24 protein-coding genes are annotated in these 24,747 nt (G+C 57.5%); 4 read left to right on the top strand and 20 right to left on the bottom strand.

Features of this window, described 5'->3' with window-relative positions; all coding sequences use genetic code 11:
• Window positions 1–181: 181 nt before the first annotated feature.
• The gene (gene mutS / locus AC007G_RS07280) at window positions 182–2,743 is read right to left on the bottom strand and encodes a DNA mismatch repair protein MutS (protein WP_032696764.1); all 2,562 of its coding nucleotides are present in this window, start codon (window positions 2,741–2,743) and stop codon (window positions 182–184) included.
• A 188-nt stretch (window positions 2,744–2,931) separates the two neighbouring features.
• On the opposite strand from mutS, the gene AC007G_RS07285 reads away from it, so the two are divergent.
• On the top strand, window positions 2,932–3,054 hold the full coding sequence (locus AC007G_RS07285; protein ID WP_257213423.1) for a hypothetical protein: 123 nt from the start codon (window positions 2,932–2,934) through the stop codon (window positions 3,052–3,054).
• Window positions 3,055–3,127: 73 nt separating this feature from the next.
• On the opposite strand, the gene AC007G_RS07290 is transcribed toward AC007G_RS07285, so the two are convergent.
• From AC007G_RS07290 to AC007G_RS07300, 3 genes are all read right to left on the bottom strand, one after another.
• On the bottom strand, window positions 3,128–3,844 hold the full coding sequence (locus AC007G_RS07290; RefSeq protein WP_032696765.1) for a FadR/GntR family transcriptional regulator: 717 nt from the start codon (window positions 3,842–3,844) through the stop codon (window positions 3,128–3,130).
• Window positions 3,845–3,923: 79 nt separating this feature from the next.
• A complete protein-coding gene (locus tag AC007G_RS07295; protein WP_077267058.1) occupies window positions 3,924–5,210 on the bottom strand; it encodes an MFS transporter in 1,287 nt (428 codons plus the stop codon).
• A 54-nt stretch (window positions 5,211–5,264) separates the two neighbouring features.
• On the bottom strand, window positions 5,265–6,032 hold the full coding sequence (locus AC007G_RS07300; RefSeq protein ID WP_032696766.1) for an SDR family oxidoreductase: 768 nt from the start codon (window positions 6,030–6,032) through the stop codon (window positions 5,265–5,267).
• 337 nt (window positions 6,033–6,369) lie between these two features.
• On the opposite strand from AC007G_RS07300, the gene AC007G_RS07305 reads away from it, so the two are divergent.
• Entirely contained in the window at window positions 6,370–7,623 is a 1,254-nt protein-coding gene (locus AC007G_RS07305; protein ID WP_032696767.1) for an enolase C-terminal domain-like protein, read from the top strand.
• Between the two features lie 76 nt (window positions 7,624–7,699).
• Here AC007G_RS07305 and AC007G_RS07310 read toward each other — a convergent pair whose 3' ends face one another.
• The 6 genes from AC007G_RS07310 to AC007G_RS07335 form a co-directional block, all read right to left on the bottom strand.
• The gene (locus tag AC007G_RS07310) at window positions 7,700–7,870 is read right to left on the bottom strand and encodes a hypothetical protein (protein ID WP_164673321.1); all 171 of its coding nucleotides are present in this window, start codon (window positions 7,868–7,870) and stop codon (window positions 7,700–7,702) included.
• A gap of 15 nt (window positions 7,871–7,885) precedes the next feature.
• Window positions 7,886–8,674 carry a heme ABC transporter ATP-binding protein gene (locus tag AC007G_RS07315; protein WP_032696768.1) on the bottom strand — a complete coding sequence of 263 codons (789 nt, stop codon included), beginning with the start codon at window positions 8,672–8,674 and terminating at the stop codon, window positions 7,886–7,888.
• The gene (locus AC007G_RS07320; RefSeq protein ID WP_032690974.1) at window positions 8,667–9,662 is read right to left on the bottom strand and encodes a FecCD family ABC transporter permease; all 996 of its coding nucleotides are present in this window, start codon (window positions 9,660–9,662) and stop codon (window positions 8,667–8,669) included. The genes AC007G_RS07315 and AC007G_RS07320 overlap by 8 nt, the downstream gene beginning before the upstream one ends.
• Window positions 9,662–10,480, bottom strand: coding sequence for a heme/hemin ABC transporter substrate-binding protein (locus AC007G_RS07325; RefSeq protein WP_032690975.1), 819 nt, complete (start codon window positions 10,478–10,480; stop codon window positions 9,662–9,664). The genes AC007G_RS07320 and AC007G_RS07325 overlap by 1 nt, the downstream gene beginning before the upstream one ends.
• A complete protein-coding gene (locus AC007G_RS07330; protein ID WP_032690976.1) occupies window positions 10,477–11,508 on the bottom strand; it encodes a hemin-degrading factor in 1,032 nt (343 codons plus the stop codon). The genes AC007G_RS07325 and AC007G_RS07330 overlap by 4 nt, the downstream gene beginning before the upstream one ends.
• A gap of 184 nt (window positions 11,509–11,692) precedes the next feature.
• Complete coding sequence (locus tag AC007G_RS07335) at window positions 11,693–14,062, bottom strand: TonB-dependent receptor domain-containing protein (protein WP_032696770.1); 2,370 nt, start codon at window positions 14,060–14,062, stop codon at window positions 11,693–11,695.
• 217 nt (window positions 14,063–14,279) lie between these two features.
• On the opposite strand from AC007G_RS07335, the gene AC007G_RS07340 reads away from it, so the two are divergent.
• Complete coding sequence (locus AC007G_RS07340) at window positions 14,280–14,573, top strand: Rdx family protein (protein ID WP_004866911.1); 294 nt, start codon at window positions 14,280–14,282, stop codon at window positions 14,571–14,573.
• A gap of 75 nt (window positions 14,574–14,648) precedes the next feature.
• The gene (locus AC007G_RS07345) at window positions 14,649–14,993 is read left to right on the top strand and encodes a nitrous oxide-stimulated promoter family protein (protein WP_032690978.1); all 345 of its coding nucleotides are present in this window, start codon (window positions 14,649–14,651) and stop codon (window positions 14,991–14,993) included.
• An 80-nt stretch (window positions 14,994–15,073) separates the two neighbouring features.
• Here AC007G_RS07345 and sitD read toward each other — a convergent pair whose 3' ends face one another.
• The 10 genes from sitD to hypB form a co-directional block, all read right to left on the bottom strand.
• Entirely contained in the window at window positions 15,074–15,931 is an 858-nt protein-coding gene (sitD, locus tag AC007G_RS07350) for an iron/manganese ABC transporter permease subunit SitD (RefSeq protein WP_162180070.1), read from the bottom strand.
• Window positions 15,922–16,773, bottom strand: a complete 852-nt coding sequence (gene sitC / locus AC007G_RS07355) for an iron/manganese ABC transporter permease subunit SitC (RefSeq protein WP_032690979.1) — start codon at window positions 16,771–16,773, stop codon at window positions 15,922–15,924. The genes sitD and sitC overlap by 10 nt, the downstream gene beginning before the upstream one ends.
• Window positions 16,770–17,591 carry a manganese/iron ABC transporter ATP-binding protein gene (locus AC007G_RS07360; protein WP_032690980.1) on the bottom strand — a complete coding sequence of 274 codons (822 nt, stop codon included), beginning with the start codon at window positions 17,589–17,591 and terminating at the stop codon, window positions 16,770–16,772. Before AC007G_RS07360 ends, sitC begins: the two co-directional genes overlap by 4 nt.
• Window positions 17,588–18,505 (bottom strand): metal ABC transporter substrate-binding protein, encoded by a 918-nt coding sequence (locus tag AC007G_RS07365; RefSeq protein ID WP_032690981.1) that lies wholly within the window; start codon window positions 18,503–18,505, stop codon window positions 17,588–17,590. Before AC007G_RS07365 ends, AC007G_RS07360 begins: the two co-directional genes overlap by 4 nt.
• Before the next feature lie 196 nt (window positions 18,506–18,701).
• On the bottom strand, window positions 18,702–19,130 hold the full coding sequence (locus AC007G_RS07370; RefSeq protein WP_142629823.1) for a TOBE domain-containing protein: 429 nt from the start codon (window positions 19,128–19,130) through the stop codon (window positions 18,702–18,704).
• 38 nt (window positions 19,131–19,168) lie between these two features.
• Entirely contained in the window at window positions 19,169–21,241 is a 2,073-nt protein-coding gene (flhA, locus tag AC007G_RS07375) for a formate hydrogenlyase transcriptional activator FlhA (RefSeq protein WP_142629821.1), read from the bottom strand.
• A 236-nt stretch (window positions 21,242–21,477) separates the two neighbouring features.
• A complete protein-coding gene (gene hypE / locus AC007G_RS07380; RefSeq protein WP_032690984.1) occupies window positions 21,478–22,488 on the bottom strand; it encodes a hydrogenase expression/formation protein HypE in 1,011 nt (336 codons plus the stop codon).
• A complete protein-coding gene (hypD, locus tag AC007G_RS07385; protein WP_032696773.1) occupies window positions 22,485–23,606 on the bottom strand; it encodes a hydrogenase formation protein HypD in 1,122 nt (373 codons plus the stop codon). The genes hypE and hypD overlap by 4 nt, the downstream gene beginning before the upstream one ends.
• Window positions 23,606–23,878, bottom strand: coding sequence for a HypC/HybG/HupF family hydrogenase formation chaperone (locus AC007G_RS07390; RefSeq protein ID WP_004866894.1), 273 nt, complete (start codon window positions 23,876–23,878; stop codon window positions 23,606–23,608). Before AC007G_RS07390 ends, hypD begins: the two co-directional genes overlap by 1 nt.
• Complete coding sequence (gene hypB, locus AC007G_RS07395) at window positions 23,869–24,741, bottom strand: hydrogenase nickel incorporation protein HypB (RefSeq protein WP_046853523.1); 873 nt, start codon at window positions 24,739–24,741, stop codon at window positions 23,869–23,871. The genes AC007G_RS07390 and hypB overlap by 10 nt, the downstream gene beginning before the upstream one ends.
• Window positions 24,742–24,747: the final 6 nt, after the last annotated feature.

Below are 24,747 nucleotides of genomic sequence, written 5' to 3' on the forward strand. Positions count from 1 at the left end.
ATCAACGCGCGTAGTATGGGGTTGAACGCTGTTCTCGCTTACCAATCGCACAAGAAGCAACGGCGCGGGGAGAACCCCGCGTATGGCTTGTCAGGTCACGGCTTCTCGCAGCCATTTATTTTGCTAAAAGGGCAGCGCTTAACGGGCTGCCCTTTTGTCACTTCAGCTGAACAAGCAGGCGTTACACCAGGCTTTTCAGCCGGTAAATCCACTCCAGCGCCTGACGCGGGGTCAGAGAATCCGGATCGAGATTTTCCAGCGCTTCTACCGCTGGCGAGGTCTCTTCCGGGGCGGAGAGCAGTGACATCTGCGTACCGTCGACCTGCGTGGCGGCAACGCCTGGGGCAATACTCTCCAGTTCGCGCAATTTCTGCCGCGCGCGCTTAATCACCTCTTTAGGCACGCCCGCCAGTGCGGCAACCGCCAGACCGTAGCTTTTGCTGGCGGCGCCATCCTGGACGCTGTGCATGAAGGCGATGGTATCGCCATGCTCCAGCGCATCAAGATGGACGTTCGCCACGCCTTCCATTTTCTCCGGCAACTGGGTCAGTTCGAAGTAGTGGGTGGCAAAAAGGGTCAGCGCCTTAATCTTATTGGCCAGACTTTCCGCACAGGCCCACGCCAGCGACAGACCGTCGTAGGTGGAGGTCCCGCGGCCGATTTCATCCATCAGCACCAGGCTGTGTTCGGTGGCATTATGCAGAATATTGGCGGTTTCGGTCATTTCTACCATGAAGGTGGAACGGCCGCTTGCCAGGTCATCTGCCGCGCCGACGCGGGTAAAGATGCGATCGACAGGGCCGATTTCAACCTTCTCTGCCGGGACGTAGCTGCCGATATAGGCCAGCAGGGCAATCAGCGCTGTCTGCCGCATATAGGTACTTTTACCGCCCATATTCGGGCCGGTAATAATCAGCATCCGGCGCTGCGGCGCCAGGCTCAACGGGTTGGCGATGAACGGCTCCTTCAGCACCTGTTCGACCACCGGGTGACGGCCTTCGCTGATGCGAATACCCGGTTTGTCGCTAAAGGTCGGGCAGCAGTAGTTCAGGGTTTCCGCGCGTTCGGCGAGGTTAACCAACACATCCAGCTCCGCCAGCGCGCTGGCGCTTTGCTGAAGGTCGGCAAGGTGCGGCAGCAGCATATCGAACAGCTGCTCGTAGAGCTGTTTCTCCAGCGCCAGCGCTTTCCCTTTCGACGTCAGTACCTTATCCTCATACTCCTTCAGTTCCGGAATAATGTAGCGTTCGGCGTTTTTCAGCGTCTGGCGGCGGACGTAGTGAATCGGGGCATGTTGGCTCTGGCCGCGGCTGATCTGAATGTAGTAACCGTGCACGGCATTGTAACCGACTTTCAGCGTGTCCAGCCCCAGGCGCTCGCGTTCGCGAATCTCCAGCTTATCGAGGTAGTCGGTGGCGCCATCCGCCAGCGCGCGCCATTCATCGAGCTCCTCATGGTAACCCGGGGCAATAACGCCGCCGTCGCGCACCAGTACCGGCGGTGCGTCGATAATTGCGCGTTCGAGCAGTTCACGCAGTTCGCTGAACTCGCCCATTTTATCGCGCAGCTGCTGGACCGGCGCGCAGCTGACGTCGGCCAGCATTTCGCGCAGGATCGGCAGCTGCTGGAACGCATGACGCATACGGGCGAGGTCGCGCGGACGCGCGGTGCGCAGCGCCAGTCGCGCCAGAATACGTTCCAGATCGCCCACCTGACGCAGCACCGGCTGCAGTTCGGTATAACGCTCCTGCAGCGCGCCTATGGTTTGCTGACGTTCGACCAGCACCGCCGTGTCGCGCACCGGCATATGCAGCCAGCGTTTGAGCATCCGGCTGCCCATCGGCGTCACGGTGCAGTCGAGCACCGACGCCAGCGTATTGTCGAAACCACCGGCCAGGTTCTGGGTAATCTCCAGGTTACGGCGGGTTGCCGCATCCATAATAATACTGTCCTGCTGGCGCTCCATGGTGATGGAGCGAATATGCGGCAGGGAGGTGCGCTGGGTATCTTTGACATATTGCAACAGGCAGCCTGCGGCACAGAGACCGCGCGGCGCATTTTCGACGCCGAAACCGACCAGGTCGCGGGTGCCAAACTGTAAATTCAGCTGCTGGCGCGCGGTGTCGATTTCAAACTCCCACAGCGGACGACGGCGCAGGCCGCGGCGTCCTTCAATCAACGCCGATTCGGCAAAATCTTCGGCATACAGCAGTTCCGCCGGGTTGGTACGCTGCAGCTCGGCGGCCATGGTTTCGCGGTCGGCGGGTTCGCTCAGGCGAAAACGACCGGAGCTGATATCCAGCGTCGCATAGCCAAAGCCTTTGCTGTCCTGCCAGATAGCGGCCAGCAGGTTATCCTGACGCTCCTGCAGCAGCGCTTCATCGCTGATGGTGCCAGGCGTGACGATACGCACCACTTTGCGTTCGACCGGACCTTTGGTGGTGGCCGGGTCGCCAATCTGTTCGCAAATGGCCACCGATTCACCCTGGTTGACCAGTTTGGCGAGGTAGTTTTCCACCGCATGGTGCGGGATCCCGGCCATCGGAATGGGCTCGCCCGCCGAGGCGCCGCGTTTGGTTAGCGAGATATCGAGCAGCTGTGAAGCCCGTTTGGCATCGTCATAAAACAGCTCGTAAAAGTCCCCCATACGATAGAACAGCAGGATCTCCGGGTGCTGAGCCTTCAGCTTCAGATACTGCTGCATCATCGGGGTATGGGCGTCAAGATTCTCTAGTGTGCTCATCAGGTTATGATGTCCATTTTTAAGTTTTAATGAGTTAGCGGAGTTTATTGTTCTCGTTACGCCGTACTGTGCTCATTGGTTCCCGTGACATTCTGCATTTCTGCTCATTTACATATAGACAGCATGATAACGGAGTCTTTATATCAGGAAAACAAGAAGGAGGCGGTGGGACTGTAAGTATCCCGGCAGTGACGATCATCGATGCTGAAATGGTGAGCAGCATGCCAGCCAACCTGAAGGCTGCGACCGGCGGCAACCCGCGCGACACGAAGCTGGAAGAGATTAAATCGCGGTATCGGGAAATTTTCTAATGCAATAAAAATCCGCTGTTGCCGGTAACCATACCGGCAACGAAATGATGCAGGAAGGGGGGAAGACGGTCACTCAATCGTTGCTGTTCGTCGAAGACTTAATCTTATCGATCGCGGTAACGTTTTCCGACATGGCTTCGTTAAGCACTTTCACCGCCGTGCTGGCATCGCGATTTTTGATAGACATATAGACTTTGATATGGGCTTCAACGCTCTCAAGGGTGATACCTAGCGCACGATTAAGCTCTTCAAGGTAGTAATAATAGATGTCTTTAATGGAATTCATCACATTATAAAAGACACTGTTGTGTGAAGCCCTGACGATAGCCAGGTGAAAAGCGTAGTCTGCCTCAGAATACTTTTTGTAGTCGCCTTTGTTGATCAGCATATTATTGAGCGCTTGCTCAAGCTGGAGAATATCTTCCTCGGTGGCATGGGTGACGGCCAGCTCCACGCATTTGAACTCCACGGTCTGGCGGAAGATCATCATGTCGTGAAACTCTTCGCGGCTGAGATGCATGATTGGACGAGGATCGTTGCTCAGCATCTGCGGCGTAAAGTGATCGCTCACGAAGCTACCGCTCCCCTGGCGAGTGACGACGATGCCGAGATCGCGAAAGCGCTGGACCGCGCTGCGCACGCTGACCCTGCTGACGTTAAAGGAAGTGGTAAGCTCCGCTTCAGACGGGAGGCGGCTACCCGGCGGCCAGCTACCATCCAGCAGCTTTGCGCTTATCTGATCATAAATTTCATTTACAACATTCTGTTTTTGAATGGATTTTATGCTCAAGATCGCTGTCCGTGTGAGTGATAAACAGTCGGGTAATATATCATTTTTCAAAACAAAGCGCCCGTTAGGGCGCCGAATATTAACAAGTCTGTACTTTCGTACTGCTGGACTCTTTACTGGTAAAAGCGGTCATTGAAGTCAGTAAGACGGCGAGGACAAGCGAACTCCCCATGAATATATACGAAGCGCCTGGCCCACCGGTTAAACCATTCAGATAGCCCACAATCCATGAGCCAACGAATGAGCCAAGTGCCCCAAAACTGACGATGAAGGCCATCGCTCCAGCCATAACATTCCTTGAGATCATGTCAGGTATTGCCGCAAAAAATGGACCATATGGCGTGTACATCGCCCCACCCGCAATCATCAGCAGCACATAGGATAACCAAAAATTGGCGGCACCGATGGTGAAGGAAGCGATAAAGCAGACTGCGCCCAGACCTAAAAAGAGCAGAACAATAATTTTGCGATTCAGAAATTTATCTGAATACCAGGAGGCGGCTAGCATAAGAGGCACGGCCAGCAGATAAGGGGCTGCCGATAACCAACCCGTCGCGACAATACTCAAACCTGATGCTGATTTCAGTATAGACGGAAGCCACATAATGAAACCATACATTCCTATATTCCAGAAAAAATGAATGAAGGAAAGGGAAAGGACTTTTCCTGAACGAAAAGCTTCACTGTAGTTTTTTATTTCTTTGATGTTAGTTTGCTCAGCGGCCAGCGCGGCTTCAATATCATTTTTTTCTTGTTGTGTTAACCATTTGGCATCCGCGGGACGGTCAACAAAAATAAACCACCATATCGCCGCCCAAATAATTGCCGGAACGCCTTCAATAATAAACATTCCTCGCCAGCCAAAGGCATCAACAAGATAGCCCGAAAGAACGGACATCCACAGCACGGTAATAGGGTTGCCAAGGAAAAGGAAAGTATTAGCTTTTGAACGCTCTTTCTTTGTAAACCAGTGGCTTAAGAAAACAAGCATCGCGGGCATCACCACACTTTCTGCCACGCCAAGAAGGAAGCGAATCACCGCAAGGACTTTTACATCATGCACCATCCCTGTCGCGGTTGCCAGGATTCCCCATAGAATAAGGCTCCAGAATATCAGTTTTTTAGCACTACGTTTTTCAGCGTAAATCCCCCCGGGAACCTGAAAGAAAAAATACCCAAGAAAGAATAAAGCACCTAATAATGATGATATTCCGGGAGTGATATTGAGGTCTTCCGCTAAACCGGATGCGGCACCAAATCCATAGTTAGCACGATCCAGATAGGCCAGGCTATAAGTGATAAATGCCAGCGGTATTAGCTTTTTCCAACGTAAAGGAGCTAGTTTTGTTTGTATTTTATCTATCATGATCTCTATTCCAAAATAGGATTTACGCACGGAGGTTGATGATTGGCGAAATGATTACAGTACCGCCAACCAGCCGCCGTCGACGTAAATAATCTGTCCGTTGATATAGTCAGAGGCTTTTGAGGACAGGAAGACCGCAGTCCCAATCAATTCTTCCGGGCGACCCCAGCGCTGCGATGGGTTACTGTCTTTCACCCAGTTGTCGAACTGCTTATCTTCGATAAGGGCGGTATTCATATCGGTCAAAATATAGCCTGGGCCAATGGCGTTGCTCTGTATATTGAATTGCGCCCACTCTGCAGCCATGGAGCAGGTCAGCATTTTGATCCCACCTTTCGCGGCCGTATAGGGCGCGACGGTGGGCCGTGCAGCCTGGCTGGTCAGCGAACCAATATTGACAATTTTCCCGCCGGAACGACGGGCGATCATTCGTTTTGCCGCGGTGCGCGAGACCAGGAAAGCGCTGGTCAGGTTGGTATCAATCACTTTTTGCCAGTTTTCCAGCTCCAGCTCTACCATCGGTTTGCGGTATTGAATCCCGGCGTTGTTTATCAAAATATCCACGTGGATGTCCTGCGCATCCAGTTCGGCAAACGCTTTCTCAATCGCTTCTTCGCTGGTGACGTCGAACGCCGCGCCGTGCGCGCTGTAACCTTTACTTGCCAGCGCATCGACCGACTCCGCCAGCAGCGTTTCGCGAATATCGTTCAGTATCACTCTGGCGCCCGCAGCGGCGAGTCCTTCCGCATAGGCAAACCCCAGACCGCGCGCCGATCCAGTGACCAGAGCCGTTTTTCCCGTTAAATCGAATAATGCGCTCATTTTATTTCCTCGTTGAATTTACTTGTATGACGACTGTCTTATTTAAGATTGGTTTTTTGGCGAGGCAAAAGCAATACGCTAAAAATAAATTTGCAATATGGATCACAAACACCTCGCATTAACCATCATCTCCATTGCGATTTTTTATCGTAACTGATTGATTTATATTTATATTTGTGATTGTGGCATGATCGCGATCACAGAATTAAATGTTCAGGGAACGATCGCCTGGCTGGTGTGTTATAACAACGCAAAGTTGTAGGACAACCTACATGTTTAGCGATGGCATTCTCTTGCAGCATGACAGGCAGTTAATTCTCTGAACTGAGGAGTTAAAGTGAGTAACCTGAAAATCACTAACGTGAAAACGATTCTGACGGCACCCGGTGGCATTGATCTGGCGGTTGTGAAGGTCGAAACCAACGAGCCAGGCCTGTATGGTCTGGGTTGCGCGACGTTTACCCAGCGAATCTTCGCCGTGAAAAGCGCTATCGATGAGTACATGGCGCCTTTTCTCATTGGCAAAGATCCAACGCGAATTGAAGATATCTGGCAGTCTGGCGCGGTCAGCGGTTACTGGCGCAACGGACCGATTATGAACAACGCGCTATCGGGCGTGGATATGGCGCTGTGGGATATCAAAGGTAAGCTCGCGGGCATGCCGGTTTATGATTTGTTAGGCGGTAAATGCCGCGACGGCATTCCGCTGTATTGCCATACCGATGGCGGTGACGAAGTGGAAGTCGAAGACAATATCCGCGCCAGAATGGAAGAGGGATACCAGTATGTACGCTGTCAGATGGGCATGTATGGCGGCGCGGGTACCGACGATCTCAAGCTGATTGCGACCCAGCTGGCGCGGGCGAAAAATATCCAACCGAAGCGTTCCCCGCGCAGCAAAACGCCGGGAATCTATTTTGACCCGGACGCTTACGCTAAAAGTGTTCCTCGCCTGTTTGACCATCTGCGCAACAAGCTGGGATTTGGTATTGAGTTTATTCATGACGTGCATGAGCGCGTGACGCCGGTGACCGCGATTCATCTTGCCAAAACGCTTGAACAATATCAGCTCTTCTACCTTGAAGATCCGGTCGCTCCGGAAAATATCGACTGGCTTAAAATGCTCCGCCAGCAGTCCTCCACACCGATCTCCATGGGGGAACTGTTTGTGAATGTGAATGAGTGGAAACCCTTAATTGACAATAAGCTGATCGATTATATTCGCTGCCACGTCAGCACTATCGGCGGTATTACGCCGGCGAAGAAACTGGCGGTGTATAGCGAGCTTAACGGCGTGCGCACTGCATGGCATGGGCCTGGCGATATCTCACCGGTCGGCGTCTGCGCGAACATGCACCTTGATCTGAGCTCGCCTAACTTTGGTATTCAGGAGTACACGCCGATGAATGATGCACTACGCGATGTCTTCCCGGGATGCCCGGAGATAGATCACGGTTATGCCTACCCGAACGACAAGCCAGGTCTGGGAATTGATATTGATGAAGCCAAAGCGGCGAAGTATCCGTGCGAAGGCGGCATTCCTTCATGGACGATGGCGCGGACGCCGGATGGCACGGCTTCAAGACCGTAAAAGGCTAATCACCAACGGAAAGGGCGTCAATGTCCGGCTGACAACGTGCGCCCTCCCTGGCATCGCCGGGTCGCGGCTAGCGGCTTACCCGGCTACATACCGGGTATTCTGCCTGACCCACCAGCACCATTGCCGCCCGGCAAAGCGCAGCGCGAACCGGGAAAGCGTTGCTGGCTGGCGCCGGACGATTGACCGTTTTTTGTCGGCCGGGCCAGGCGTTCGCCGCCGCCCGGCAGAAAACAGGCACAATAGTGTCATCAACTCACGGCGCCAGATATACCTGCGGGACGGCAATATCGGGATGCTCAGCCATTCGCACTTCAGCCCCGTACCAGCGGCTGATAACCGACTGGCGAATGACCTCCTGAGGGGTTCCCTCGGCCACCAGCTTTCCCTGATGGAGGAGCAGAATGCGGTCTGCCCAAAGCGCGGCGAGATTGAGGTCGTGCAGTACGACGCAGACGTGCAGCTGGCCGCTGCGGGTCAGCCGTTTTAGCAGACGCAGCAGATGCTGTTGATAGTAAAGATCCAGCGCCGAGGTCGGTTCGTCGAGAAACAGCCAGCCCCGTGGAGCGTCGTCATGCCACAGCTGAGCGAGGCAACGGGCCAACTGCACCCGCTGCTGTTCGCCGCCGGAAAGCGAAGGATAGCGCCTGCCCGCCAGGTGGTCGCAACCGGTTTCCGCCATCACCTGCTGAATCATCTGTGGGTCCGGATTTTTACCCCATGGCGAGCGTCCCATGGCGATGACCGTTTCCACCGGCCAGTCGGCATGGAGCTGCGTACGTTGCAACATCACCGCCCGGCGGCGAGAGAGCGCTTCCGACGACCAGTGTTCCAGCGAACGTCCTTCTACATGACGTTCGCCGTCGTTTGGGGATAAGAAACCGGTCAACAGCCGCAGCAGCGTTGATTTACCGGCGCCGTTTGGGCCAATCAGCGCGGTCATCTCTCCACCGGACAGCCGGACCGACACATCATCGATGATCCGGCGTTTGCCCAGCAGCAGAGAGAGTGACGTGGCGCGCCAGGTGCTATCACGATTATCCATATGTCGTCCTTTGCTGGCGGAAAATTAACCACAAAAACCACGGTGCGCCGAGCATGCTGGTCAGCAGACCCACCGGCATTTCGGCTGGTGCGGCGACGGTGCGGGCAAGGGTATCGGCCAGCAGCAGTAAGATCGCCCCGGCCAGCAGCGATCCTGGCACCAGCGCGCGGTGGTCCGGCCCCAGCCACATTCGTATCAGGTGCGGTACCACAAGGCCAATAAAGCCAATCACGCCGCTGATTGCCACCGAAGAGGCCACCAGCAGCGCGCTGCACAGTAGCAGCAGACGCTGCACGGCCCGGACGTTAATCCCCAGGTAGTGGGCTTCTTCATCGCCAAGCTGTAGCAGGTTGAGGCGGGAAGCCATTAGCCAGATGATCAGCGAAGCAGGAAAGATTAAGGTGGCCGCGACCAGCAGCGTGGACCACTCCGCCTGGCCGAGGCTGCCCATCCCCCACAGCGACAGCTGGCGCAGCTGGGTGTCGTTACTTATCCAGGCCAGCACCCCCACCAGCGCGCCGCACAGCGCGTTGATGGCGATCCCGACCAGCAGCAGGCGCGATAGCGAACCCTCATTCGCCTGGCTGAGGATAAAAATGACCACCATGACTGCGATACTGCCGATAAACGCCGCCAGCATGGGAGCATACAGCGCCACCAGCGCCGGAACGGACAGCGGCAGAACCAGCCAGCAGGCCACCGCCAGCGCTGCACCGCTGCTGACCCCCAGCAGGCCGGGATCGGCTAATGGGTTGCGGAACAGCCCTTGCATGACGCAGCCGGAGAGCGCCAGCGCGGCGCCGACCAGCAGCGCCAGCAGGACGCGCGGCAGACGAATGGTGAGCCAGATATGGCGCAGCACCTCATCCCCCGGCGGCCACAGACTGGCGAGCGGCAGAGGCATTGCGCCGAGGGTAGTCGCGAACAGCGTCAGGCTCACCAGCAGCAGCGTCATTAACCACAGATGGCGAGAGAGAGTGGAGCGCATCAGGGGAGCTGCTCCGCTTTTTTCCTCAGCTCGCTGACCGCCTGCGGCGTCCGCGGTCCAAAGCCGAGCAGGGCCATATCGTCAATCACCAGCACCTGTTTATGGCGACCGGCAGGCGTTTGCGCCAGCCCCGGCAGTTTCCATAAGCCGGCTTCACCGCCCATACCTTTAAGCCCGTCGGCGGAGATCACCACCAGGTCCGGCAGGCTGGCGATCACGCCTTCCTGAGACATGCTGCGATAATGGTCGAATCCCTGCATCGCGTTCTGCAGCCCGGCGGCCTGAATAGCACCATCGGCAGCAGTCTTTTGCCCGGCGACCATCGTGTTCATTCCGCCGTGGCTGAGAATAAACAGCACCCGTTTGCCGACTGGTTGCGTGGGGATCTGCGCTATCTGTGCGGCAACGGTGTGGCGCAGGGCGTCACCTTCAGCCTGCTTACCCAGCGCGTCGGCAACCGCGACGATTTTTTTATCAATCGCCGACAGATCGTTACCGCCCGGGATATTAACCACTCTTACCCGACTGTCCTCTACCTTTTGCAGGACCAGCGAAGGCTGGGCCTGCGCGCTCGCCAGGACGATTGTCGGGCGTAACGACAGGATCCCCTCGGCGTTCAGCTGGCGTATATAGCCGACGTCCGGCAGCGATCGCGCGGCAGCAGGCCAGGTGCTGGTACTGTCCTTAGCGACCAACTGCTGCTGTGCATCCAGGGCATAGACGATTTCTGTGACATCGCCGCCCAGAGAGATGATGCGTTCTGCGGCGGCATGCGCAAACAGGGGAAGAGCGGCAAATAACATCAGCCAGCGTTTCATGCGCTCTGTCCTTCCGTCGTCAGACGGTCAACCTGGCTACGCCATGTCGCCTGCTCCGGATGGCCTTCGCTACGCTGGCCGTATAGCTGGGCGATTTGCGTACCGTCATGGGCAAACAGCTCCACGCTGGTGACGTGGCCATCCGAGGTCGGCTTACGCGTTACCCAGACTTCATCAACACTGTCTTCGCGCAGGTGCAGGGTGAAGGTGGTATTGAAGATGTTGAGCCAGCCGCGCATCGGGGCCAGCTTTTCCAGGGCGCCGGTAAAGATTTGCACGCAGCCGCGGTTGCCAACAAAAATCATGATCTCATTGCCCTCTTCGCGAATGGTTTCCAGCAGGTGCGGCAGGGCATCGTGGTCAATGCGGCAGGCCAGGTCATCGCTGACCAGACGGAAAGCCTGCTGGCGAGAGAGGTTATATTTTCGCAACAGCCCGAAGAACTGATGGACGTCGGTCATGGCGCGCCATTCATTTTCCAGCGCCGCGCCGTCGGCGGAAGCGGCATAGCGGGGGGCATCAACGGGGCGGATAGCCAACGGTGTCGGGGCGGCATGGGTCTGCCCCGCAATCAGCGCTTCCCACGCCGTCATATCGGTTTGAGCCGTCGCATAGACTTTCAACAGCGCGTCGCCGTGATGGTCGAAGAACTGAATGCTCTGGCGGCCGTTATCACTCAGGTGGAAGGCGCAGGCCCACTGGCTGAGGAACAGGCGCAGATCGAGTGCGCGCGGGTTCAGCACCAGCCCGGCATGGCCGCTAAGGTGCTGGTGGGTAAACTGGCCCACCTGCTCATGCACCGCATATTCATTACGGCAGATGCATTTGGTCTCGCCGACGCTTTCCAGTCCAGCGATGATTGCCCGCATGTCGTCCTGCAGGCGAACGGCATCGTGGCCAACGCGAGCGGCGGTTAATTCCGCTTCGCTAATGCCCATTTCAGCGGCGATATCACGGGCATATTTAGCGGAAGCCTGCGCTTTGGCGGCCTGATAGCGCTGCCACAGTTCGTTTGCGTTGTGTTGCATGATTCACATCCTTCTCTACGATGAATATCCCCGGCCGTGACCGGGGAGCAGGTTCATCCCCGCTGTCTTTCAGCATGTTGCGAACGGGACGTTGCACTGCCGGCCTGAGTCTGCGTATCGCGACCCACGCTGCTGCTGCCGCTTGGCATGCTGAAATCCATGGGGTTTATTATTCTCCGGGCTATCAGAAATCGACGTTGACGCCCAGTTGCCAGGTCCGGCCCGGCATTGTCGCCAGCGCTTTATCGTAGGCGTCCTGATTCGTCGACGTCTCAATATTGCGGCTGCTCAGGTAATCCCAGTATTGTCGATCGGTAATGTTGTAAACGCCGCCGTTAATACGCACGTTTTTCGCCACCTGCCACCAGGCCGTCAGGTCCAGCATGCCGTAGCCAGGCACGCGCATGTATTCGCTGGAGGAGTCGGTAATGGCGGAACCCGTGTTGGTATAGCTTTCGCGGTTGGTGGCGCTGGCCTGCTTACCTTTCACGAAGGTGGCGGTCAACGCGGTCCCGTAGCGTTTCGCCGGATCGTCCCAGGCTACGCCGACGATAGCCTTCATCGGCGCCACGCTGTCGAGGTCGATGTATTTGTCGCCGAGATAGCTGGATTTCGATTTCCCTTCACTATAGCCGTAGGCCAGCGTCGCGCTCAGGCCGTTAACCTCTTCAAACCAGGTGCCAAAGTTGAATTTGGCGCTGATTTCGCCGCCGTAGATATAGGCTTTATCGCGGTTTTCCGCCTGATAAATCGTATAGATATTCGACGGGACGTTGGTGAAGTGGTCCGGATTGCCGGAACGGGTGTAGCGGCTATAGGCGATGAAGTTCTTATAGCTGTTGTAGAACAGGGCGGTACGCATCGTGATCCCTTCGACCACTTCGCCTTTTAAGCCCCATTCGAAATTGTCGCTGGTTTCCGTGTTCAGATCGGTGTTACCAATCAGCGCATACTGCGCTCGTCCGGCGTAGCTGGAGCCGAGGTTCCAGGAGCCGTACAGCTGGCTGGCGTTGGGGAACTCGGCGCCGCGTTTATACTGCAGGTAGGTCATGGTACGCGGAGTGATATCGTACTGGAAGGTCAGGGACGGCAGCACCTGAGTATCGGAGTTTTTACCGTACAGGCTGGCGACGGAGGACTCCGTCAGCACGCTGCTGTTGGTGGTCAGATCGCCGAGATTCTCCGGTTTGGTGGATTGATGCACCACGCGCACGCCCGGGATCACCGCAAAGTTGTGGCTGTCGAGATCGAAGTTGATCTTATCCTGAACGAAGCCGCCAAGGGTGTAGCCCCGGCTGTCGGCTTCCGGCTGCATGATCTCGCTGTAGATACTCGGGACCGGCGACTGGCTGAACGGGCGCTGGGTTTTGGTGGTGCTGGCGTTGAGCCCGGCGCTCAGGTCGTGGCGACCAATGGATTTCGCCAGCGCGGTCTGAATACCCCAGGTGTCGGTATCGTAGTCAGAGTTGACCGTTTCCATCGATCCGGTGGTGCTGTCCGGCATCCAGGTCCAGTCATGGGCCTCGGTGTGCTGGTAGTAGACTTTGGTCGACATACTGTCGAGATAGTCATTCATTGGCGTCCAGTCGTCTTTCAGACTGATGCCCCAGCGACGAGTCTGGCTGGTCTGGTTGGCATCGCCAATGATGCTGTTGCCGCTGCTATCCCAGCTGTCAAAGTGGGTGTGGTTGGTTTTATGGTAGTAGTCGAGCGTGCTGGTCAGCTTGTGTTCATCATTTGGCTGCCAGATGCCGGAGGCCATAAAGGCATCGGAGTGCCAGTTGGCCGGATAGGCGTCAATCTTATCGCTGTTATTTTGGGTTTCCTGGCCGTCGCGGCGGCTGTAGACGAAAATGCCGCGTAGGGTTTCATCTCCGCCGGCCACCGTCACGCCGTTATGCCAGCTGCGGTCGGCAGAGTCGTAGCCGCTCCGGTAGCCGAAGGCGCTGGTTTTTCCCGGGCGCAGATAATCATCGGCAGATTTCGGCTGGAAGGAGACGTTGCCGCCGATAGAGGTGTTGGCGGTTTCAGTCGAGGTGGCACCGGACTGAATATCGATGCTGCCGTACATATACGGGTCGATGTAATCGCGACCGATGCCAAACGTATTCAGGCCGGCACGGCCGACGTAGCCGCGCCCTGTCGCATCCGGCTGCGCGATGCCGTCGACATCAATCCCGACGCGGTTGCTTTCCAGCCCGCGAATGTTATAACCGGTATAGCCGCCGCGGTCGAAGCCGCTTTTACCATTACCCGAGCCGCCGCTGGCGCCGGTCGCGCCGATCAGCGGTTCGTAACGCATGACGGAACCAAAATCTTTGGCCCCTTTGTCCTGTAGCTCCTGCGCGCTGACCGAATGTTCGCTGCCGGCTTTGAGCAGGGGAGCGGGTGCGGTGACGGTCATCTGCTCGGAGCTATCCGATGAGGTGTCGCTGGTGGTGGTGTGTGCGGTGGTATCAGCTGCCCCGGCGGTCGTCTGATAGATTGCTGCAAGCAACGAAGTCACCAGCAGGCTTTTCTTAAACCAGGCCGGTGATTGAGTGGATTTGTACATAGTAGCCACGCCTTGATAATTATTAGTATCGGCTCACGCGTTACTTCCAGATTTGCAGGTGAGTCCCGTTGCTTCCGTTAGCGGACTCTGTTTCTCCATGATTATTGATTGCGAATGGTAATGATAGGTATTATCGTTTGCAACAAAATAATCATGTATTCCCCATTTAATCTGCAATTTGTTTACAATCAGCCCTTTTAGATACAGCGAGAAAGTCATGAGTCACAAAGCCGCGATTACGATCAACTACTGCTCTCAATGCAACTGGATGCTGCGCGCCAGCTGGATGGCTCAGGAGCTGCTGCATACGTTCAGTACCGATATCGGCTCGGTCACGCTGGTCCCGGGCACCGGCGGCATCTTCACCATTACCGTCGACGACGTACAAATCTGGGACCGCAAGCAGGATGAGGGTTTCCCGGATGCGGCTGAACTCAAGCGCCGGGTACGGGATGTCTGTTTCCCCGAGAAGTCGCTGGGCCACCTCGATAAGTCTGCCGACCCGGCGTAAGCGAGAGGGGAAAACGGCTGCGCCAGAGGTCATAAAGGTGTATTATTTTTGCATCTTTATTGATGGGGAAGCGCAATGGCGGGTCAACGCATCGACCGGGAAAAAAAGACTATCCGCAGCATGATTTCGCTCTATCAGCGCCGCTGCCCGGACGCGCAGGCTGACGTGGAGCATTACCAGGCGCTGAACGCCTATGCCGATAAGCGGCTGGATAAATGCGTGTTTGGCGAAGAGAAGCCGGCCTGTAAGCAGTGCCCGGTCCACTGCTACCAGCCGGCAAAACGCGAAGAAATGAAGCAGATCATGCGCTGGGCGGGGCCGCGAATGCTCTGGCGTCACCCGATTCTGACGATTCGCCACCTGATTGATGACCGGCGTCCCGTGCCGGAGCTTCCGGAAAAATACCGGCCTAAAAAGTAGCGGTGGCTTTCCCGGCTTGCGCAGCGCTTAGCCGGGCGACAATGCGTGCGGTCTGGCGGTTCGGTCGCCCGGGTAAGGCGTCAGCCGCTACCCGGGGTCTCTGCGGACGTCGCCTGGGTTTGATTGTCGCGAACCGACGTCCAGACAAAGGTGATAATAAACAGCGCGGTAAACAACACCACGATGGTCGGCGCCGGGGCACTATCAAGGTAAAACGATAGCCACACGCCGCCCAGCGAACAGCTCACGGCAATCGCCACCGCCAGCAGCAGCGCGCTGATAAAACGCCGGGTCAGCAGCAGAGCAATGGCCCCGGGAGCAATCAGCAGCGAGATTGACAAAATAATCCCCACCGCTTTGAGCGTCGCCACGATGGTCAGGGCAATCATGCACAGCAGTCCGTAGTGCAGCAGGCCGCAGCGTAATCCGCTGGCTTTAGCCTGATGCGGATCGAAGGCGTGTAGCAGAAAGTCGCGCCACTTTAGCCCGATAATCAGCGCAATCACCAGGGCAATCGTCGACGTTTGCCCAATATCGCTGGCGGAAATCCCCAACATATCGCCAAACAGAATATGGTCGAGATGGACTTCGGACTGAATAGCGACATACAGCACCAGCCCGGCGCCAAACATCCCGGAAAAGACAATACCCATAATGGTATCGCGCTTGATGCGACTGTTATCGTCGAGATAGCCGGTCGCGATGGCGCAGAATAGCCCGGCAACAAAGGCGCCAATGGCGAACGGGATCCCGACAATATAGGCCACCACCACGCCGGGAAAGACCGCATGGCTCATGGCATCCCCCATCAACGCCCAGCCTTTCAGCACCAGAAAAACCGACAGCAGCGCACAGGGAATGGCGACGATGGCTGCCACCAGCATGGCGTTGACCATAAACGAAAACTGGAACGGTTCGAGAAGCGTGGTCAGCAGCATGATCCCTCCCTGGCGCGACGGCGGTTGGCCAGCAGGCCATGTTTGGGAGCAAAGACAAAGGTCACCAGAAAGAGCAAGGTCTGGGCCACGACGATAATGCCGCCGGTTGCGCCATCCAGATAGTAGCTCAGCCAGGCGCCGAAAAAACTGGTCAGGCTGCCAATAGCGACGGCAATCGCCAGCAGGCGTGGAAAGCGGTCGGTCAGCAGCCAGGCGGTCGCTCCCGGAGTGACTACCAGGCAAATGACCAGGAAGGCGCCCACGGTTTGTAATGCCGCCACGGTACAGGCGGCCAGCAGCGTGAAGAACAACAGCTTGAGCCCGGTGGTGTTCAGGCCAATGGATCGGGCGTGGCTCTCATCGAAAAAGGTCACCATCAGGTCTTTCCATTTCAGCAGCAGAATCACCATTGAAATCGAGCCGATGGCCGCCAGCTGAATAATATCTTCCGGGGCGATCGCCAGGATATTGCCGAGAATAATGGTCTGGATATTTACCGAGGTTGGGTTGAGCGACACCATAAACAGCCCGATACCGAAGAACGACGAAAAAATCAGACCGATAATGGCATCCTCTTTGAGCTTCGAACGCTGGTTGAGAAACAGCATGCTGCCCGCCGCCAGTCCTCCGGAGAGAAAAGCGCCGACGGCGAAGGGCAGGCCGAGCATATACGCTCCCGCCACGCCCGGTACGATGGAGTGGGAGAGGGCATCGCCAATCAGCGACCAGCCTTTCAGCATCAGGTAGCAGGAGAGAAAGGCGCACACGCCGCCCACCAGCGCCGATACCCACATCGCATTCAGCATATACTGATAGCCGAAGGGCTCGATTAGCCAGTTCATCCTTCTCCTCCCGTCGTCCGACGGCTGATAAACGGCCGTTCATCGTCGGTGATAATCTGCTCTTCTCCGCCGCTGAGCACCACGTGGCGCAGCGCGCCGCTGAAAGCGAGTTCGAGGTTGGCAGCGGTAAAGGTTGTTTCCGTCGGTCCGCTGGCCAACACGGTGCCTTTGACCATCACCGTGTAATCGCAAAACTCGCTGACCGAACCGAGATTGTGGGTCGAAACCAGCAGGGTACAGCCGTCGTCGCGCAGCTCGCGCAGCAGGGTGATGATCTGGGTTTCGGTCTGGACGTCAACGCCGGTAAACGGCTCATCCAGCAGAATGACCTTGCCCTGCTGAGCGATGGCGCGGGCAAGGAACACCCGTTTTTTCTGTCCGCCGGACAGCTCGCCGATTTGCCGGTGGCGATAGTCGCTCATCCCGACGCGGGCCAGCGCCGCATCAACCACTTCCCGGTCATGGGCTTTGGCCCGTCGCAGCCAGCCCATATGTCCGTAGCGGCCCATCATGACGACATCCTCCACCAGTACCGGGAAGGTCCAGTCAACGTCCTCTGATTGCGGGACATAGGCCACCAGGTTCTGGCGCAGCGCGCGATGAACCGGCTGGCCAAGTATGGCAATCTCGCCATGGGACAGACGAACAAAGCCCATCAGCGCTTTAAACAGCGTCGATTTTCCCGAACCATTGATGCCCACCAGCGCGGCAATGGAGCCGCGTGGTACGCTGAAGGTGGCATCGCGCAGCGCGGTGTGGCCGTTGCGATAGGTTACGCTGACCCGGTTGACCGAGAGGCCAGGCAGATCGGCGGTCATGGCTGTTTCCTCATCCCATCGTTGATGCCCTGGACGATGGTTTGCGTCGTAACGCGCAGCAGATCCAGGTAGGTGGGAACCGGGCCATCGGCGGCGCTCAGGGAGTCAACATAAAGCACGCCGCCATAATGGGCGCCGGCTTCCCGCGCCACCTGGCGCGCCGGTTTATCTGAAATAGTGCTTTCGCTGAAGATGGTCGGGATATGCTCTTTCTTCATGGTGTCGATGGTTTTACGCACCTGCTGCGGCGTGCCCTGCTGGTCGGCATTGATTGGCCACAGGTAGCGCTCTTTCAGCCCGTTGTCGCGGGCCAGATAGGAGAACGCGCCTTCGCTGGTCACCAGCCAACGCTTCTCTACCGGCAGTTTCGCCAGCTCCGCCTTCAGCGGCGCCATAGTCTGGCGGATTTTCTCTTTATAGATGGCGGCATTCTGACGATAGGTCTGCGCATTCGCAGGGTCGTATTTGCTCAGCGCATCACGGATGTTATCGACATAGATCAGCGCGTTATCCGCCGACATCCACGCATGGGGGTTGGGCTTACCGTTATAGGGACCTTCGCTGATCCCCATTGGCTGAATCCCCTCGCTGACGACCACTTCCGGGACCCCTTTCAGGTGCTGATAAAAGCGGGCGAACCACAGTTCGAGGTTCAGACCGTTGGTGAGGATCAGCTGTGCCCCCTGGGCGCGTTTAATATCGCCGGGCGTCGGCTGGTATTCGTGGATCTCGGCGCCGGGTTTGGTAATCGAGCTGACCTGGGCCGCCTCTCCGGCGACGTTTTGCGCCATATCGGCAATCACCGTAAAGGTGGTGATCACTTTGAATTTTTCGCTGGCCTGAGCCGGGGCGATCGCCAACAGGCCGAGCAGAGCGGTAAAGATCAGGTGCTTCAGAGGCGGCAGGTGCAGCATAGGATCCCTCACATCATTGTGGTTAATTAATCATCTATTATAGCCATTGCTATGTTATATAGCACAGGCTATTTATAAATGAAAATGATTATTATTTAAATGCTGAGAGGAAAGCCGTACAAACCGGCTGTCGCGGGGAAAATGGCAAGACGTATCAAAGAACGCCGTTTCGTGTGAAGCGGCGTTGGAGTGCGGATTACGCGCGGGTGGCGAGGAGAATGGCCGAGGCTTTGATCAGCGCAATCACGCGGCTGCCCTCGACCATCTTCATCTCTTCCTGACTTTCATTGGTGACGACGGCGATGATAGCGAAGCCCGCGTCGGTTTTGATGTGCACCGTCGCGTTGACCGCCCCTTCAGTGATGCGGGTGACGCTCCCGGCAAACTGATTACGCGCGGAGAACTTCAGGCCGCAATCCTCGGTGGCCAGGGTGACCCACGGCGCTTTAATCAGCGCGATGGCTTCTTTACCGGCAACCAGACCCAGCGCCTCTTTGCTGCTGTGGGTGACGATCGCCACCAGTTTTGCGCCGCCGGCGAGGGTCAATTCCACTTCATCGTTGACCGCGCCGGCGGCAACTGCGCTGACCGTGCCGGTCAGCTGGTTACGTGCTGATACCGCCATAAAATCTCCTTGTGTGGCTGATTAAGTGAGTACAGGACTTATACTAGCTCATCTTTGTTAATGCCCAGGCGTTTCATGCGGGAAAGCAGCGTTGTACGCTTTAATCCCAGCCGCTGCGCCGCTCCTTTCGGCCCGGCGACCACGCCGTTGCTCTCTTTCAATACCCGGACGATCAGCTGATATTCATCCTCGCCCTCTTGCGGCAGCACTTCGGCCGTCATCGTCTCCGCGTCGATATTCATCTCCGGCAGCGACAGCTGCAGCACGCTGCCGCGGGTTAACAGCACCGCGCGTTCAATCACGTTTTCCAGCTCACGAACGTTACCCGGCCACTCCATGTGGCTCAGCGTACGCAGGGTTTCTGCCGGAATGCTGTCGATGTTACGCCCGAGGCGGCGGGCGATTTTAAAGGTAAACGCCTTGACCAGCAGCGGGATATCGTCCGGACGCTCGCGCAGCGGCGGCAGATGGATCGGAAAGACGTTCAGACGATAGTAGAGATCGCTGCGGAATTCGCGATCGGCGACCATCTGCCTGAGATCGCGGTTGGTGGCGGCGATCAGCCGGACATCGGTGCGGATCAGCTTGTTGCTGCCGAGACGTTCAAACTCCTGTTCCTGCAGAACCCGCAGCAGCTTCGGCTGCAGCTCCAGCGGCATGTCGCCCACTTCATCGAGAAATAATGAGCTTTTATCCGCCAGTTCGAAACGGCCGATGCGCTGAGCGCTGGCGCCGGTAAACGCGCCGCGCTCATGGCCGAAGAGATCGCTTTCCAGCAGCCCGGCGGGCATCGCGGCACAGTTCATCTTGACCATTCGGCGCGCGTTGCGGCCGCTGAGATTATGAATGGCGCGGGCAATCAGCTCTTTGCCGGTGCCGGTTTCGCCGAGGATCAGCACGGTGCTGTCGCTCTGCGCCACCATTTCGACCTGCTTGAGTACGCTGTGCATCGCTTCGCTGCGGCCGATGATTTCGCCAAACTCGCTCTCGACATTATTCAGCTGTTCGGTGAGCGCCAGATTTTCATCCACCAGCCGCTCCTTAAGCCGCTGAATTTCGCGATAGGCGAGGGCATTATCGACGGCGATCGACACCCGTTCGGCAATTTGTCGCAGCAGCTTGAGGTTGGTGGTGGTGAACACCTTCTCATCGCACTGCGCCAGTTTCAGCACGCCCAGCAGCGTATTGCCAGACATCAGCGGCAGCAGGCACAGCGTCTGAATCTGGTTGCCCCACATCTCAAAAAGCATTTTCTCGTACGGGGCCAGCGAGTCGTGCTCGTGTAAATTGAGCAGCAGCATCTCTTTGCTTTTGAACACCCGTTCGGTCAGCGTACCGGCTTCATTCACCTCGCTCTGATCGTGAACCGGATGGCTGGCGTCGAGATAATGGGTCGAGTAGATATTCAGTTTGCCTTTGCGGTTGCTGCGTAGCACCACGCTGATAGCGTCGATACGGAAATAGTGGTGAATCTCTTTGGCGACTTCGCTAACCAGCTCATCGATATCCAGCCGGGAGAGCACGGCGTTAGTGATAGCAACCAGAATGCGAAAGTTGTCGCGCTCGTGGCACAACAGATCGTAATCGACGTTGTTGCTGACCCGGCTCTGGATCTGCTCGGTCACCACCGCAACCAGCTGGGTAAAGGTATGCAGCCGCTGGAACTCTTTCTCGGTCCACGGTCGGGCGTCGTCGCGGATAAACTCGCAGCCGCCAAAGATGCGGCCTTCCGCCGCCAGCGGCAGCAGGCCGTAATAGCCAAACGGTGGATAGAGTCCGCTACTGGCCAGCTGAGGCCAGGCCTCGACAAAGGTCGCCATGTCACAGTGCAGCGCATCGGGACGCGACAGCAGGCGACGCACCGGCCCGTGTGCCAGTACGGTCTCATCTTCATAGCTGACCGGCAGACCCGCTTCGTCACAACCGTACCTTGCCGCACGATGGTTCCCGGCGTTCCACAGAATAATCGCCGCACGATCCGCCAGCGCGGATTGCTGAACCAGACGGGTTAGCGTTTCACTCAGCGCCGCCAGGTCAGGCTGCTGTAATAAAATACGGGTGATATCGAACAGCCCTTGCTGCCCGAAATCGCCCAATGGTGTATACGACATTACTGAAGTCCAAAACGCACCCGCAAAGCGGCACGTAAGAAAGTGGTGACACAAATAATAGTATGTTAATAAAGCGGTTGTTGCCGCCGCCAACCCATCCGAGGTCGCCCGCAGATTTGGGCCGGATAATGATGCTGGTTTTTCCCGGCTCGCGCTGCGTTTAGCCGGGCTACAGGTCCGTGTGTAGCCGGTAGCCCGGATAAGGCGTTAGCCGCAATCCGGGGAGCCGTTTTCCGTTAACAAATTCGCGGCAGCGGCTCGGCATGGGGAAGGTCCAGCGTCCGCTTCACGCCATACAGGCCGATCGTGCGCACGCCGGTACGCTCAACCACGTCGCCGATAATCGCGGCGTGGCGGCCAAGCGGGTGGCTTTGCAGCTGCGCCAGCGCGGCCTCCGCCGCTTCCCGGGCGACGGCTATCACCAGCTTGCCTTCATTGGCGAAGTTTAGCGCCTCCAGGCCTAACAGTTCGCACACCCCGCGCACGGTCTCGTTCACCGGCAGCTTCTGTTCATGTAGCTCAATGCCGCAGCCGCTGGCGGCGGCGAACTCATGAGCCACCGCGTTCACTCCGCCGCGGGTCGCATCGCGTAGCGCTTTGATGCCGGGAACAGCGCGCAGCGTCTGAATAAGCGGCGTCAGCACCGCACAGTCGCTGGCCAGCGCGCCGTCCAGACCCAGCTGTTCGCGGAGGTTGAGAATAGTGGCGCCGTGGTCGCCCAGCGTGCCGCTGACCAGCAGGACGTCGCCGGGAGCGATCTGTTGTGCCCCCCAGCGAATATCCGCCGGAATGGCGCCGATCCCGGCGGTATTGATAAACAGTTTATCCGCCGCGCCGCGCGGGACGACTTTGGTATCGCCGGTGACGATGGCAATCTCAGCGGCCTGCGCGGTACGGGCCATGCTGTTGACCACCCGTTCCAGGGTAGCCATCTCCAGCCCCTCTTCGAGAATAAATCCGCAGGAGAGATAGCGCGGCAGGGCACCGCTGACCGCCACGTCGTTAGCGGTGCCGCATACTGCCAGCTTGCCGATGTCGCCGCCGGGGAAAAACAGCGGATCGATAACGTAGCTGTCGGTGGAAAAGGCGAGACGATCGCCCTGAGCGGTAAGCTGCGCCAGATCGAGACGCGCCTGATCTTCTTGCTCTGCCAGCCACGGGTTGGCGAACGCCTGCATAAACAGGGAGGCGATCAGCTGCTGCATCGCCTGACCCCCGCTACCGTGAGCTAACTGGACGCTTTTCATGCTTCATTTTCCTGACTGCGATATTGATACCAGGCGGCGCATGCGCCTTCTGATGAGACCATCAGCGCGCCAAACGCGCTTTGCGGGTTACACACTTGCCCGAACAGCGGACACTGATGCGGCTTACAGCGGCCGGTCAGCACATCGCCACAGCGGGCGCGCGGATCGTCGCAGACGCGCTGCGGCGCCGGCTGAAAATGGGCTTCAGCGTCAAAGCGCTGATAGGCGGGCGTCAGGCCTACGCCGGAGTTGTTGATGACCCCCAGCCCGCGCCATTCGCTATCGCCGGACAGGCAGAAAACGTCGGCAATCGCCGCTTGCGCCAGCGGGTTGCCTTCATCAGGCACCACGCGGCGGTACTGATTTTCGACCTGGCTGCACTGCGCTATTGTCTGCTCAACCAGCATCACCGCGCCTTGCAGTAGATCAAGAGGTTCGAAACCAGCCACCACTAAAGGACGCCGGTAGTCGCTGGCGATAAATCCGTAGGCTTCGGTACCGATGACCATACTGACATGACCCGGGGCAAGAAAGGCATCGATGCTGTTATCAGGCTGGTCGAGCAGACTGCGCAGGGTCGGGAGCAGGGTGATGTGCTGGCAAAAAAAGAAGAAGTTATCCACGTTGCGCTCGCGAGCCTGGCGCAGCGTCAGCGCGGTAGCGGGCATGGTGGTTTCAAAACCGAGGCCAAAGAAGACCACCTCCCGCTGCGGGTTCTGCTGCGCCAGCTTCAGCGCATCCATCGGTGAATAGACGATACGCACATCGGCGCCACGGGATTTCGCCTGCAGCAGGGAGCCGTTTTTACCGGGGACGCGCATGGCATCGCCGAAGGTGCAGAACATCACCCCCGGGCGGCTGGCGATATCGATACAGGTGTCGATGCGCCCCATCGGCAGGACGCAGACCGGGCAGCCGGGGCCGTGAATAAATTCGATATTCTCCGGCAGCAGCTGGTCGAGACCGAATTTAAAGATGGCGTGCGTATGGCCGCCGCACACTTCCATAATACGCAGCGGATGCCCGGCGGTATGAGGCAGCAGATGCGCGCGCGCCTGAAGATGTTCAACCAGCTGCATCACCTGCTCCGGCGCGCGATATTCATCAACAAAACGCATTATCGCTCCTCGCCGTACAGCAGCGCGCCCACGTCAGGCTCGACTTCAAACATATTTTGCAGCGCCTCAAGGGTATCGCGGGCTTCCGCTTCATTAATAATGCTCATGGCGAAGCCCACGTGGACCAGAACCCACTGGCCGAGTCGCGGCTGCCCCTGTTCATCAACGCTTCCTACCAGCGTCAGATCGACTTCGCGTTGGATGCCGCACACTTCGACCTTCGCCAGGTTACCGTCAATGGCGCAGATTTGCCCCGGAATGCCTATGCACATGTCTGCGCCTCCAGCCAGCTGAGCCACTTATCCATGCCTTCGCCGCTGGTGGCGGACAGCATAATGATTTCAATATGGGGATTGACCTCCCGCGCGCAGGCGAGGCACTTCTCTACATCAAAGTTGAGGTACGGCAGCAGGTCGATTTTATTCAGCAGCATCAGGCTGGCGGCGGCGAACATATGCGGATACTTCAGCGGCTTATCTTCGCCTTCTGTGACCGACAGCACCGCCACCTTGTGACGTTCGCCGAGGTCGAAGCTCGCCGGGCATACCAGGTTGCCGACGTTTTCAATAAACAGCATACCGTTATCCGCCAACGGCAGACGTGGGGCGGCATCGGCAATCATCTGCGCATCAAGGTGGCAGCCCTTCCCGGTATTGACCTGAATGGCCGGCGTGCCGGTAGCGCGAATGCGTGCCGCATCATTGACCGTCTGCTGGTCGCCTTCGATGACCGCGCAGGCGATTTTTCCTTTCAGACGCAGCAAGGTTTCACTGAGCAACGTGGTTTTGCCGGAGCCCGGGCTGGAGACCAGGTTCAGCACCAGCTGGCCGCGTGCGGCAAAGCGCGCGCGGTTGCGGGCCGCCAGACGATTGTTTTTATCCAGCACGTCGATTTCGACTTCCAGCATCCGGCGCTGGCTTTGACCCGGTGCATGGGTACCCGCTTCGCCGTGGCCGTAGTGCAGGTCGCCGCTCTCTGAACGGGTGGGGGAGAAGCTATCGCTTTTGACGCCGGTAATCGTCATGGTCTGGCGCGGGGCTGGCGCGAAGGGGGCGCTGCGAAACGCCGAGTGGGGGTTATGCTCATCACCTTCGATATAAAGGTTGCCTTCCCCACAGCCGCAAGTTGTACACATAGTTTT

It is taken from the genome of Klebsiella sp. CSG-1 (assembly GCF_056521145.1).

Excerpts from the sequence above, each read along its gene's own strand:
- mutS (WP_032696764.1), bottom strand. The coding sequence starts at position 2,743 with ATGAGCACACTAGAGAATCTTGACGCCCATACCCCGATGATGCAGCAG.
- AC007G_RS07295 (WP_077267058.1), bottom strand. The coding sequence starts at position 5,210 with ATGATAGATAAAATACAAACAAAACTAGCTCCTTTACGTTGGAAAAAG.
- AC007G_RS07300 (WP_032696766.1), bottom strand. The coding sequence starts at position 6,032 with ATGAGCGCATTATTCGATTTAACGGGAAAAACGGCTCTGGTCACTGGA.
- AC007G_RS07315 (WP_032696768.1), bottom strand. The coding sequence starts at position 8,674 with ATGGATAATCGTGATAGCACCTGGCGCGCCACGTCACTCTCTCTGCTG.
- AC007G_RS07320 (WP_032690974.1), bottom strand. The coding sequence starts at position 9,662 with ATGCGCTCCACTCTCTCTCGCCATCTGTGGTTAATGACGCTGCTGCTG.
- AC007G_RS07325 (WP_032690975.1), bottom strand. The coding sequence starts at position 10,480 with ATGAAACGCTGGCTGATGTTATTTGCCGCTCTTCCCCTGTTTGCGCAT.
- AC007G_RS07330 (WP_032690976.1), bottom strand. The coding sequence starts at position 11,508 with ATGCAACACAACGCAAACGAACTGTGGCAGCGCTATCAGGCCGCCAAA.
- AC007G_RS07335 (WP_032696770.1), bottom strand. The coding sequence starts at position 14,062 with ATGTACAAATCCACTCAATCACCGGCCTGGTTTAAGAAAAGCCTGCTG.
- AC007G_RS07340 (WP_004866911.1), top strand. The coding sequence starts at position 14,280 with ATGAGTCACAAAGCCGCGATTACGATCAACTACTGCTCTCAATGCAAC.
- AC007G_RS07345 (WP_032690978.1), top strand. The coding sequence starts at position 14,649 with ATGGCGGGTCAACGCATCGACCGGGAAAAAAAGACTATCCGCAGCATG.
- sitD (WP_162180070.1), bottom strand. The coding sequence starts at position 15,931 with ATGCTGCTGACCACGCTTCTCGAACCGTTCCAGTTTTCGTTTATGGTC.
- sitC (WP_032690979.1), bottom strand. The coding sequence starts at position 16,773 with ATGAACTGGCTAATCGAGCCCTTCGGCTATCAGTATATGCTGAATGCG.
- AC007G_RS07360 (WP_032690980.1), bottom strand. The coding sequence starts at position 17,591 with ATGACCGCCGATCTGCCTGGCCTCTCGGTCAACCGGGTCAGCGTAACC.
- AC007G_RS07365 (WP_032690981.1), bottom strand. The coding sequence starts at position 18,505 with ATGCTGCACCTGCCGCCTCTGAAGCACCTGATCTTTACCGCTCTGCTC.
- AC007G_RS07370 (WP_142629823.1), bottom strand. The coding sequence starts at position 19,130 with ATGGCGGTATCAGCACGTAACCAGCTGACCGGCACGGTCAGCGCAGTT.
- flhA (WP_142629821.1), bottom strand. The coding sequence starts at position 21,241 with ATGTCGTATACACCATTGGGCGATTTCGGGCAGCAAGGGCTGTTCGAT.
- hypE (WP_032690984.1), bottom strand. The coding sequence starts at position 22,488 with ATGAAAAGCGTCCAGTTAGCTCACGGTAGCGGGGGTCAGGCGATGCAG.
- hypD (WP_032696773.1), bottom strand. The coding sequence starts at position 23,606 with ATGCGTTTTGTTGATGAATATCGCGCGCCGGAGCAGGTGATGCAGCTG.
- AC007G_RS07390 (WP_004866894.1), bottom strand. The coding sequence starts at position 23,878 with ATGTGCATAGGCATTCCGGGGCAAATCTGCGCCATTGACGGTAACCTG.
- hypB (WP_046853523.1), bottom strand. The coding sequence starts at position 24,741 with ATGTGTACAACTTGCGGCTGTGGGGAAGGCAACCTTTATATCGAAGGT.